At 70.9% G+C, this 10744-nt stretch carries 11 protein-coding genes and 1 pseudogene; 5 read left to right on the top strand and 7 right to left on the bottom strand.

All coding sequences use genetic code 11. The features are described 5' to 3' along the window. The 7 genes from GH736_RS10175 to GH736_RS24515 form a co-directional block, all read right to left on the bottom strand. Positions 1-1141 (bottom strand): CehA/McbA family metallohydrolase (locus GH736_RS10175; RefSeq protein WP_235933968.1); only part of this gene is annotated, 1141 nt, incomplete at its 3' end. Positions 1142-1154: 13 nt separating this feature from the next. Continuing rightward, the gene (locus tag GH736_RS10170; RefSeq protein WP_159602802.1) at positions 1155-2228 is read right to left on the bottom strand and encodes an ABC transporter ATP-binding protein; all 1074 of its coding nucleotides are present in this window, start codon (positions 2226-2228) and stop codon (positions 1155-1157) included. Then, the gene (locus tag GH736_RS10165; protein WP_159602800.1) at positions 2228-3142 is read right to left on the bottom strand and encodes a carbohydrate ABC transporter permease; all 915 of its coding nucleotides are present in this window, start codon (positions 3140-3142) and stop codon (positions 2228-2230) included. The genes GH736_RS10170 and GH736_RS10165 overlap by 1 nt, the downstream gene beginning before the upstream one ends. Continuing rightward, a complete protein-coding gene (locus GH736_RS10160; RefSeq protein WP_159602798.1) occupies positions 3139-4071 on the bottom strand; it encodes a carbohydrate ABC transporter permease in 933 nt (310 codons plus the stop codon). The genes GH736_RS10165 and GH736_RS10160 overlap by 4 nt, the downstream gene beginning before the upstream one ends. Before the next feature lie 3 nt (positions 4072-4074). After that, positions 4075-5457 (bottom strand): extracellular solute-binding protein, encoded by a 1383-nt coding sequence (locus GH736_RS10155; protein WP_235933966.1) that lies wholly within the window; start codon positions 5455-5457, stop codon positions 4075-4077. Between the two features lie 79 nt (positions 5458-5536). Beyond that, the gene (locus GH736_RS10150) at positions 5537-6787 is read right to left on the bottom strand and encodes a Gfo/Idh/MocA family protein (protein WP_159602794.1); all 1251 of its coding nucleotides are present in this window, start codon (positions 6785-6787) and stop codon (positions 5537-5539) included. After that, positions 6784-7110: a sugar phosphate isomerase/epimerase family protein gene (locus GH736_RS24515; protein ID WP_235933964.1), complete on the bottom strand. Its 327-nt coding sequence runs from the start codon at positions 7108-7110 to the stop codon at positions 6784-6786. The genes GH736_RS10150 and GH736_RS24515 overlap by 4 nt, the downstream gene beginning before the upstream one ends. A gap of 31 nt (positions 7111-7141) precedes the next feature. Between GH736_RS24515 and gmk the strand changes: the two are divergent. From gmk to GH736_RS10120, 5 genes and pseudogenes are all read left to right on the top strand, one after another. Further along, positions 7142-7615: pseudogene (gene gmk, locus GH736_RS10140) on the top strand (guanylate kinase); the annotation flags it as partial. A gap of 64 nt (positions 7616-7679) precedes the next feature. Then, entirely contained in the window at positions 7680-7937 is a 258-nt protein-coding gene (gene rpoZ / locus GH736_RS10135) for a DNA-directed RNA polymerase subunit omega (protein WP_067947279.1), read from the top strand. 10 nt (positions 7938-7947) lie between these two features. Continuing rightward, on the top strand, positions 7948-9201 hold the full coding sequence (gene coaBC / locus GH736_RS10130; RefSeq protein ID WP_159602792.1) for a bifunctional phosphopantothenoylcysteine decarboxylase/phosphopantothenate--cysteine ligase CoaBC: 1254 nt from the start codon (positions 7948-7950) through the stop codon (positions 9199-9201). Next, complete coding sequence (gene metK, locus GH736_RS10125; protein ID WP_159602790.1) at positions 9198-10391, top strand: methionine adenosyltransferase; 1194 nt, start codon at positions 9198-9200, stop codon at positions 10389-10391. Before coaBC ends, metK begins: the two co-directional genes overlap by 4 nt. Position 10392: 1 nt before the next feature. Continuing rightward, the coding region (locus GH736_RS10120; RefSeq protein WP_456236771.1) for a primosomal protein N' family DNA-binding protein at positions 10393-10744 on the top strand (352 nt) is incomplete at its 3' end.

Genomic DNA, 10744 nt, shown 5'->3' with positions numbered 1-10744 from the left:
GCGGCGTGCCGTCGACGAGCACGAGCCCCTCGGCATCGACCGCGACCACGTCGTCGCCCAGGCGGAGCAGCGCGGGCGCGGTCATGAGCTCGGGAAGCAGCGCGGTGCCGTCGAACGACGCCCTCCCGGTGATGGCGGTGCGCCCGGCGCGCACGCCGTCGAGGATCGCCTCGGCCGAGGCATCCGCTGCCGCCACCCACGTGGTGGGCGTGCCGGGCCGTTGCGGCTCCTCGAGCAGGTGCACGTCGCTGCCGCCGAGCAGCGTCGCCCCGGCGGGCCACGTGCGGAACCACGCGAACGGCGCCGTGGAGATCAGCTCGGCGAACCACGTGGAGTGCCAGAGCTCGACGGCGGCGGGCCGTCGTTCGAGTCGGTGCACCCAGGAGCAGTCGCCCGAGATGGGGTGGTTGATGCTCAGCACGCCACCGCGCCGTTCCACGTCGTCGACCCACTCCTGGGCAGGGCGGCGGAAGTCGATCCAGCCGATGTCGCCGAACGCGTTGGCGTGCCCGAGGTGGGTGGTGACCTCCTGCCCGGGCAGGAGCGTGATCCCGTGTCTCGCGCCCTCGGCGGAGAGGTGCGCGTGGTGGCTCACCGTGTTGTGGTCGGTGACCGCCATGAAGTCGAGCCCGGATGCGACGCCGAGCGCCGCGAGTCCGCCGATGGGTAGCCGACCGTCGGAGTGCAGGGTGTGCCCGTGGAAGTCGCCCGCGAACCAGGTCAGCCCGTCGGAGGCGGGCAGGTCGCGGTCGCTCCCGCGCACGGAACGCGTTGCGGGCGCGGCATCCGGAACCGGCGGCACCGCGCGCGACGCCGGGATGCTGATCTCGACCTCGACCTCCACGCCGCGGGCCGGCACCCGGTGCAGGCCGAGCACGACCTTCCACTCGCCCGCCTCGGGCCGGCCCGGGAGGTACCCGGGTGTCGCGTCATCCGCGTGGATCAGGTACTCGGTGCGCGCACCGCCCGACCAGCCGCGCCAGCCCGCGGCGCCCTCGCAGCCGAGGTCGATGCCGGCGTCGGCGTGGTCGTAGCGGATGACGACCTCGAGCGAGTCCGTGCCGTCGGGCACCTCGAACGGCACCTCGAGGTAGCGGTGCTCGTTCTGCAGGTCGACGGTGACCGGCACCCGCCGCAGCATCCTCGTCACCGAGTCAGCCGATGCGCTGCGTCGACTCGGCGTCGAACAGCAGGGTCTTCGGCGCCTGCGGCACGATCCAGCCCCGGTCGCCGGGGGCGGGCTCCTGGTCCTCCGGCACGACGACCTGGAACTTGAGCTCGCCCGCGTGCACCGCGATGAGCACGCTGGCGCCGAGGTTCTCGACGACGCTCACCACCGCGGGGATGCCGCCGGGCTGCTCGGTCGGGCTCCAGCGCAGGTACTCGGGCCGGATGCCCCAGATCACGGCCTGCCCGTCGCGCACGAGCCCCTCGGTGCCGACCGGCACGGGAACCCGGGCGTCGCCGATCGCGATGGAGCCGCCCTCGACCGTGGCCGGCACGAGGTTCATGGGCGTGGACCCGATGAAGCCGGCGACGAAGGTGTTGTTGGGTCGCTGGAACACCTCGCGGGGCGTGCCGATCTGCTGCAGCTTGCCGGCCCGCATCACCGCGATGCGGTCGGCGAGGGCGAGCGCCTCGGCCTGGTCGTGCGTCACGAAGACGGTGGTGACGCCGAGGTCGCGCTGCAGCTCCTTGAGGAACGTGCGCGCCTCGAGGCGGAGGCGCGCGTCGAGGTTCGACAGCGGCTCGTCGAGGAGGAGCACGTCGGGCGTGGTCGCCACGGCGCGGGCGAGAGCCACGCGCTGCTGCTGGCCGCCCGAGAGCTGGCCGGGCCGTCGCTCGATGAGGCCCTGCAACGAGAGCCCGTCGCCGACGCGTTCGGCGGTGCTGCGACGCTCGTCGCGCTTCACGCGCTTGATCCGCATCGGGTAGGCGATGTTGTCGCCCACGTCCATGTGCGGGAACAGCGCGTAGTCCTGGAAGACCATCGCGACGCCGCGCACGCCGGGTTCGGCGTTCGTGACGTCCCGGTCGCCGATGACCAGCGTGCCGGAGGTGATCGCCTCGAGGCCGGCGATGGAGCGCAGCAGCGTGGTCTTGCCGCAGCCCGAGGGGCCGAGCAGTGCGAAGAACTCGCCGTCGGTGATCTCGACGTCGATCTCGTCGACGCCTCGCACCCCTCCGGGATACTCCTTGACGAGTTGGGTGGCGGTGATGCCGGCCATCAGGACTTGATACCTCCATGGAATCGGAAGCCGTAGCGACGGTTCACGACGAAGTAGATGATGAGGACAGGGGCGGAGAACAGCAGGGCGAAGGCGGAGATGAGCCGCAGGTCGGCCTGCCCGCTCTCGGTGTAGAAGGTGTACATGACGACGGCGGCGGGCTGCAGGTCGGGGCTCCGCAGCAGGATGAACGGCACCAGGAAGTTGCCCCACACCTGCACGATCGTCCAGATCGCGATGAACGCGAGGCCCGGGCGGGCGATCGGGGCGACCACGTCTCGCAGGATGCGGAACGGCCCGGCGCCGTAGAGCCGTGCCGACTCCTCGTACGACTTCGGGATCGAGTCCATGAAGTCCTTGAGGATGAAGATGACGGTCGGCAGGATGCCGCCGGCCAGCACGAGCACCACGCCGGTGTACGAGTTGATGAGGCCCAGCTGCGTGATGATCTGGAACGTCGGCACCATGGCCGCCGTGCCGGTCACGATCGAGGAGAGCAGCAGCAGCCCGTACAGGATGCCGTCGCGGCCCGGGATGCGGATGCGCGACATCGCGTAGGCGGCGAGCGCGCCGAATCCGACGACGATCACCATGGTGGCGACGCCGAGCAGCAGCGAGTTGCCGATCGACCGCAGGGCGTACGGGTTCTCGAACAGCCGCGCGAAGTTGTCGAGCGTCCAGTCGGGCCACGACAGGGTGAGCGACGGCGTCGCATCGAACGGGGCGAGCACGAGCCAGACCATCGGCAGCGCGAAGAGCACGCCGACGATCGTCATGACGATCGCGAAGGCGACGCGCGACAGGAAGTGGCGCAGGCTCGCGTTGGCCGCGACCTTCCGCACGTTCGGCGGCGGAGCGACCGGCGGGGTCGTCGTCGAGGTCGGCGTCGAGGTCGGGGTCGGGGTGGAGGTCATCGCTTGGTCCGTCCCCTCGACACGCGCACGTAGGCGAGCGCGATGACGAGATTGATGAGCAGCATGATGAGCGAGATCGCCGCGCCGAGACCGAGCTGTCCGCCGGGGATCGCGGTCTCGTAGATGTAGACCGAGAGGATCTCCGTCTTGCCGTTCGGCCCGCCCGCCGTCACGAGGTACGGCGTGAACGTGTTGAAGGTCCACAGCGTGATGAGCAGCGTGTTCGTGAGGATGTGCCCCTTGATGTTGGGCACGATGACGTCGCGCAGCTGCTGCCAGCCCGACGCGCCGACCATCTTGGCGCTCTCGATCTGCGACGGGGGCACCGCGCTGAGGGCCGAGGAGAAGAGCTGCATCGAGAAGGCGGTGCCCACCCAGATGTTGAAGATGATGATCGACTCCATCGGGTGGTCGATCAGCCACGCGGTGCCCTGCGTGCCGAGCAGCCCGTTGACGGTGCCCGATCGGCGGTCGAGCAGCACGAGCCAGAGGAATGAGGCGACGGATGCCGGGATGACCCACGCCGCGAGCACGAGGCCCTCGATGAGCGACTTCGTCCAGCCGTGGATGTTGCGCACCGACCAGGCGAGCCCGAAGCCGATCAGCGTCTGGCCGATGATGCCCGAGAACAGCACGAAGATGAGCGTCAGCCAGAGGGAGTTCCAGAACGAGGGGTCGGTGAGCGCCTCGACGTAGTTGTCGAGGCCGACGAACTCGGGCGACGCGGCCTGCAGGCCGGTCAGCCGGTAGTCGGTCGAGCCGAGCCAGATCGTCCAGACCGCGGGGAAGAGCAGGAACAGGCCGATGATGATGAGCGCGGGGGCGACGAAGATGCCGGCGCGGGCCTTCCCGAGCCCCGCGACGTCGTCGGCCCGCCGCCGGCGGGGAGCGATCGCGCTCCCCGCCGGCGTCGTGACAGTGGTCGTCATCTGCTAGCCGCCCGCGACCGCGTCGTCTCCGACGATGTCCTTCACCGAGTCGACGTAGGCCGACAGCGCGTCATCGACGCTCATCCCCGAGACCACGTCGAGGCTCGCCTGCTGCAGCGCGGTCGACACCTGCGGGTACGCCGCCAGCGGCGGGCGGTACGCGGTGATCGGGAGCACCTCTTCGCTCACGTAGGTGAGCATCGGGTCCTCGGCGAGGATCGCGTCGTTCACGTCGTTGCGCGGCGTGATCGAGATGGTCGTCGCGTTGCGCTCCTGGTAGGCCTCCTGCGAGTTCATGAAGGCCAGCAGCTCCCATGCGAGCTCGGGGTGGTCGCTGTTCGGGTTCAGCACGCGGCCCGTGCCGCCCGACATCGACACGAAGTCCTGGTCGTTGATGCCCGACCCGGGCTTCATCGCGGGGATCTTCGTGTAGCCGACGACCTCGTCGCGGTTCGCCATCGGCGCCGTGCCGACGCCCTCGGCGGGATTGATGACGCTGCGCCAGAAGTAGTCGCCCTCGAGGAGGATGCCGATCTGATTGGCGGCGAACAGCTGGAAGGAGGTGTCGCGACCGGCGGCCTCCTGCTGGAGCACCGCGTCGCCGAGGCCCTCGTCGACGTAGATCGTCTTGTAGAGGTCGAGCACGTCCTTCAGTCCGTCGGTGTCGCCGACCCACTTGTCGTCCTCGTAGACCTGCTCGCCGGTGCCGACGAGCAGGGGGAGGAGGCCCTGCATGGTGGTCGCCTCGCCCATGGCCGTTCCGGCGTTCAGCTGGATCGGCGTGACGCCGTCGAGCTTCTTGAGGTCGCGGGCTGCGTCGAGCACGTCGTCCCAGCTCTCGGGCTGCCAGTCGGCCGGAAGCCCGGCCTGCTCGAACAGGTCCTTGTTGTAGTAGAGCACGCGGCCGTCGGCGCCCTGCGGCACGCCGTAGCGCTCGTCGTCGAACGAGAGCGCGGCCTGCACAGCCTCGGGGATCTGGTCCCAGCCGTCCCAGTCGTCGACCGCGTCGCCCGCGACCTCGCTGAGCGGCTTGATGTACCCGGCCTCGGCGAACTCGCCGACCCAGATGCCGTCCATGCCGATGACGTCGGCGCCCTCGCCCGACTGCAGGTCGAGGGCGACCTTGGTCTTGTAGTTCTCGTCGTCGACGCCCTGGGGTTCGAACTCGACCGTGACGTCCTTGCCGTCGTCCTTCATGGCGTCCTCGAACTGCGGGATCACCCAGTCGGTGATCCAGTCGGCCTCGGCCGCGTTCTTGCCGCCCGTGATCGCGTTGGCGGTGATCGTCAGGGTGACCGGCCCGCTCTCCGCGTCCTCCTGGGGCGCGGAGCTCGCGCATCCGGCGAACAGGAGCGCGCCGACGGTCGCGAATGCGAACGCACCCACCGTCCTGCGCCTGCTGTGATTGATCATCTTCGACCTCTCTCTTGGTTCGTCCGCGCGGCGTCCGCCGGCGGAATCGGTGCTAGTGCTGAACGGACGTCGCTGCTGCGCCGACGGATGCCACGCCGACGGGCTCGGCGTCGGACTCGTCGGCGTCGGCGGGCCCCGTCGCGACGGCCTCGGCGCCTCCGGTGATCGGCTGGCCGACGGCGTCGGCGATCACGCGGATCATGCGCTGGCCGACGAGGATGTCGGCCGCGCCCTCCTCGACCGAGGGGCCCGGTCGGGGCTCGCCGGCCGCGAGCGCGGCGAACGCGACGAGCTCGTGCTCGAAGGCCTCCTCCTGCATCCACCGGGACTCCGAGCGGCGCACGCCGAGCGCGTCGAGGTGCTCGACGACGGTGAGCACGGTGGGCGCGTTGAGCACGTACGGCACCGCGAAGGTCAGGGCGACCGAGCCGGTCTCGTGGTGGAAGGTCACGGTCTCGCGGTACTCGGGATAGCCGGGGATGAAGTGCCAGTCGATCGACCAGGGCACGTCGGGGTGCTCGGCGAGGCTGCCGCCGAGGCTGAGCGAGCCCGGGAACCCGCTCCCCCAGTGCCGGGCGCGGTCGACGTCGCCGATGCCGCCGACGAGGTGGCGCAGCAGCCCGATGTCGTGCACGACCGAGCCGAGCACGACGTTCGTGTACAGCTTCGGGAGCGGCGCGGTGGCCGGTCCGATGGCCGCCGCGACCGTGTCGTCGGTGGCCGCGACGAGGCGGGTGAGCAGGTCGGCCGGGATGTCGGCGGGCGGGGCGGGCAGGTTCGCGAACGCGAGCTGTGCGGCATCCGCCGGGTGGAGCACCTCGACGGTGACCGCCCGGAGGTCCACCCCCGCCAGCAGTGATCGCGCGGCGGCGGTGGCCGGGTCGTGCTCCTTCATGTAGCCGACGCGCACCCAGTCGGCGAGGTCGACGCCGAGGCGCTGCGCCAGCTCGCGCAGGTCGTCGACCTCGGCGAGCGAGAACGCGAGCGGCTTCTCGGCGAGCACGCGGATGCCGCCCTCGACGAGCCGGGCGACGTCGGGCGCGTGCGAGCCGGAGGTTGCGAGCACTGCGCCGTCGACACGGACCTCCCCCGCGGCGACGGCCGTGAGGAGGTCGTCAATCGAGGTGAACGCGGCGACGTCGCCTCCGGATGCCGCGGCGGTCGCCTGCGCGCGATCGAGCGAGAGGTCGACGACCGCCGTCAGCTCGAAGCGGTCGGCGTTGCGCCGGATGAGCGGGAGGTGCACGCTGTGGCTGATCGCACCGAGGCCGATGACGGCGACGGCGACGCGGGCGTCGGTCACGCGAACCACCGCCGGAGTCGCTCGCGGTTGGCGACCTGGTCGGCGCGGGCCCGGTCGACGTCGGCCGCGTCCTGCAGGATGACGTCCTGCTCGACGACGAGCCAGCCGTCATAGCCGGCGGCGACGATCGAGTCGACGATGCGGTCGACCTCGAGGTCGCCCTCGCCGAGCGCCACGAACACGCGCTTCGCCCAGATCTCCTTCATGGGGTCGGCCGCACCCTCGGCGGCGCGGAGCACCGACCGGTCGGCGTCCTTCAGGTGCACGTGGTTGATGCGGTCGCGCCAGCGCGGGAAGTCGGTGACCGGGTCGCCGCCGCCCACGAGCAGGTGCCCGGTGTCGAAGGTGAGGTCGATGTCGGTGTCGGCGACGACGCGGGCGCCTCGACCGGGCGAAGTCGAGGGCGAGCACTACTTCTTCGTCGACGACGCTGAGTTCGACCGCATGATCGCGGCCGGCGAACTGCTCGAGTGGGCCACGGTCCACAACGCCTCCCGGTACGGCACGCCCCGTCGTCCCGTGGAGAAGGCGATCGCCGCGGGCAACAGCGTGCTGCTCGAGATCGACATCCAGGGCGCGCGCTCCGTGCGCCGGGCCATGCCCGAGGCGACCCTCGTCTTCCTGCTGCCTCCCACGTGGGAGGAGCTCGTGCGCCGACTCGTCGGTCGCGGCACCGAGAGCCCGGCCGAGCAGCAGCGCCGGCTCGAGACCGCGAAGGTCGAGTTGGCGGCCGTCGACGAGTTCGACCACCAGGTCGTCAACCACGACGTCGGCGAGGCCGCGCAAAAGGTCGTAGACTTGATGCGGCCTCGCAAGGGTCGGCGTTGAGCTGCCCGGGCCGAAAGTTTCCGCGCACCCGACGTGCGCACGTTCCGTTCTAAGGAGTCTGTCCATGGCTGAGAAGCTGTCCGGCATCATCGACCCGCCCATCGACGACCTGCTCTCGAAGGTCGACTCGAAGTACCAGCTCGTGATCTTCGCGTCCAAGCGGGCCCGCCAGATCAACGACTACTACGCCGACCTCCACGAGGGCAGCCTCTTCGACAACGTCGGTCCGCTGGTCGACTCGTCGATCGACGACAAGCCGCTGTCGGTCGCGCTCCACGAGATCAACGAGGACAAGCTCCGGCTCCGCCCCATCGGCGAATAGCACGGCCCGGATGTCGCCGCTCAACATCGTCGTCGGCATCACGGGCGGCATCGCGGCGTACAAGGCCGTCGGTGTGGTCCGCGCGCTCGTGCTCGCGGGCCACGACGTCCACGTCGTGCCGACCGAGGGTGCGCTCCGGTTCGTGGGTCGCCCCACGCTCGAGGCGATCTCGCGCAACCCGGTGCACACCGACCTCTACGAAGGGGTCGCCGAGGTGCGCCACGTCGCGATCGGGCAGGCCGCCGACCTCATCGTGATCGCGCCGGCGACGGCGAACTCCATCGCGAAGCTCGCGACCGGCCTCGCCGACGACCTCCTGGGCAACACCGTGCTCGCCAGCGAGGCGCCGGTCGTCATCGCGCCCGCGATGCACACCGAGATGTGGCGGCATCCGGCCACCCAGGCCAACATCGCCACGCTCCTCGCGCGCGGTGTCACGGTCGTGGGTCCGGCCGTGGGCCAGCTGACGGGCGCCGACAGCGGCCCGGGCCGCATGGAGGAGCCCGACGTCATCGTCGCGGCGGCGCTCGAACGGGCGGCGGCAACCGCTCCACACGACCTCGCCGGTCGCCGCGTCGTCGTCACGGCAGGGGGCACGCGCGAGCCGCTCGATCCCGTGCGCTTCCTCGGCAACCGTTCCAGCGGCAAGCAGGGCGTCGCGATCGCCGAGGCGGCGCGCGCGCGCGGAGCCGACGTCACGCTCATCGCGGCGAACCTCGAGGTCGCCCACCCGGCCGGCTGCGACGTCCGCCAGGTCTCGACTGCGCTCGAACTGCAGCAGGCGGTGACGGATGCCGCACGCGGCGCCGACGTCGTCATCATGGCCGCGGCCGTCGCCGACTACCGTCCCGCTGACGTGAGCGAGTCGAAGCTGAAGAAGGACGCCGGGGAGGGCGGCATGACGCTCGAGCTCGTGCGCAACCCCGACATCCTCGCCGGCCTCGGACACGCGCCGCACGACGGCACGCTGCTCGTCGGCTTCGCGGCAGAGACCGAGCCCGACGACGAGCGACTCCTCGCCCTCGGCCGGGCGAAGCGCGAGGCGAAGGGCGCCGACGTGCTCGTCGTGAACCGGGTCGGCTGGACCGAGGGCTTCGCGAGCGACGAGAACCGCGTCGTCGTGATCGGGCCCGACGGCGAGATCGTCACACGAGCACACGGAACGAAATCATCAGTGGCCCATGTCATCCTCGACGTGGTTGTCTCGGTATCGACGACCTCGGCGGTCGCCGCCGACACCACGAAGGAACACGGGACCACATGAGCGCACTCCGACTCTTCACCTCCGAATCGGTCACCGAGGGCCATCCCGACAAGATCTGCGACCAGGTCTCGGACTCGATCCTCGACGCCCTCCTCACGGTCGACCCGCACAGCCGGGTCGCGGTGGAGACGCTCGTGACGACGGGACTCGTGCACGTCGCCGGCGAGGTGACGACCTCCGGGTACGTCGAGATCCCGGCGATCGTGCGCGAACGGGTGACGTCGATCGGCTACAACTCGTCGGACGTGTGGTTCGACGGCCGCTCCTGCGGCGTCTCCGTGTCGATCGGCGGGCAGTCGCCCGACATCGCGCAGGGCGTCGACCACGCGTTCGAGGCGCGCGAGCGGGCCAGCGTCGACGCGCTCGACATGCAGGGCGCCGGCGACCAGGGCATCATGTTCGGCTACGCCACGCGGGAGACGCCGGAGCTCATGCCCGTGCCCATCTGGCTCGCGCACCGACTGGCCGAGCGGCTCGCCACCGTGCGCAAGCAGGGCGAGCTCGACTACCTTCGCCCCGACGGCAAGACGCAGGTGACCGTCGGCTACGACGGGCAGGTGCCGCGCACCATCGAGACGGTGGTGCTCTCGACGCAGCACTCTCCGGCCGTCTCCACCGAGCAGCTTCGAGCCGAGGTCGAGGAACTCGTGATCCGCCCCGTGCTCGACACGGTCGAGCTGGCACGTCCCGACCTCGCGGTGCTCATCAATCCCACCGGCCGCTTCGAGATCGGCGGGCCGCAGGGCGACGCCGGTCTCACGGGCCGCAAGATCATCATCGACACCTACGGCGGCGCGAGCCGGCACGGGGGTGGCGCGTTCAGCGGCAAGGACCCGTCGAAGGTCGACCGCTCGGCGGCGTACGCCATGCGGTGGGTCGCGAAGAACGCCGTGGCGGCGGGGCTCGCCGACCGCCTCGAGCTGCAGGTGGCGTACGCGATCGGCAAGGCCGCACCGGTCGGCCTCTACGTCGAGTCGTTCGGCACGGCGCACGTGCCCGACGAGCGCATCATCGGCGCCATCCGGGAGGTGTTCGACCTCCGTCCCGCCGCGATCATCCGCGACCTCGACCTGCTGCGGCCCATCTACGCGAAGACGGCGAGCTACGGGCACTTCGGCCGGGAGCTTCCCGAGTTCACCTGGGAGCGGCTCGACCGCGTCGACGACCTCCGCGCTGCCGCCGGGCTCTGACGTGGCGGGCGGCCCCGTCGCCAGGGTGCTCGTCGATTCGCCGCTGCCGCAGCTCGACCAGCTCTTCGACTACTCGGTTCCCGAACGCCTGCGTGCCTCCGCGCGTCCGGGGGTGCGCGTGCGGGTGCCGCTCCGCACCGGCGGACGCATCGCGAACGGCTGGCTCGTCGAGCTCGTGGACGAGAGCGAGTACGGCGGCGCGCTGAGCGAGGTCGAGGACGTCGTGTCCGAGGTCCCGCTGCTGGTGCCCGAGGTCTGGGCCCTTGCCCGGGCGGTCGCCGACCGTGCCGCGGGCAACGCGAGCGACGTCCTCCGCGTCGCCATCCCGAGCCGCTACGTGCGCGTGGAGCGCG

Source organism: Agromyces humi, assembly GCF_009720255.1.
In the GTDB taxonomy this organism is placed as follows: Bacteria; Actinomycetota; Actinomycetes; order Actinomycetales; family Microbacteriaceae; genus Agromyces; species Agromyces humi.
The sequence above is the reverse complement of the archived record's forward strand: the minus strand, read 5'-3'. Positions and strand labels throughout refer to the sequence as shown.

Bases quoted from the DNA above. Each gene is read 5' to 3' on its own strand.
- GH736_RS10170 (WP_159602802.1), bottom strand. From the start codon at position 2,228: ATGGCCGGCATCACCGCCACCCAACTCGTCAAGGAGTATCCCGGAGGG.
- GH736_RS10165 (WP_159602800.1), bottom strand. From the start codon at position 3,142: ATGACCTCCACCCCGACCCCGACCTCGACGCCGACCTCGACGACGACC.
- GH736_RS10160 (WP_159602798.1), bottom strand. From the start codon at position 4,071: ATGACGACCACTGTCACGACGCCGGCGGGGAGCGCGATCGCTCCCCGC.
- rpoZ (WP_067947279.1), top strand. From the start codon at position 7,680: ATGGCTGAGAAGCTGTCCGGCATCATCGACCCGCCCATCGACGACCTG.
- coaBC (WP_159602792.1), top strand. From the start codon at position 7,948: ATGTCGCCGCTCAACATCGTCGTCGGCATCACGGGCGGCATCGCGGCG.
- metK (WP_159602790.1), top strand. From the start codon at position 9,198: ATGAGCGCACTCCGACTCTTCACCTCCGAATCGGTCACCGAGGGCCAT.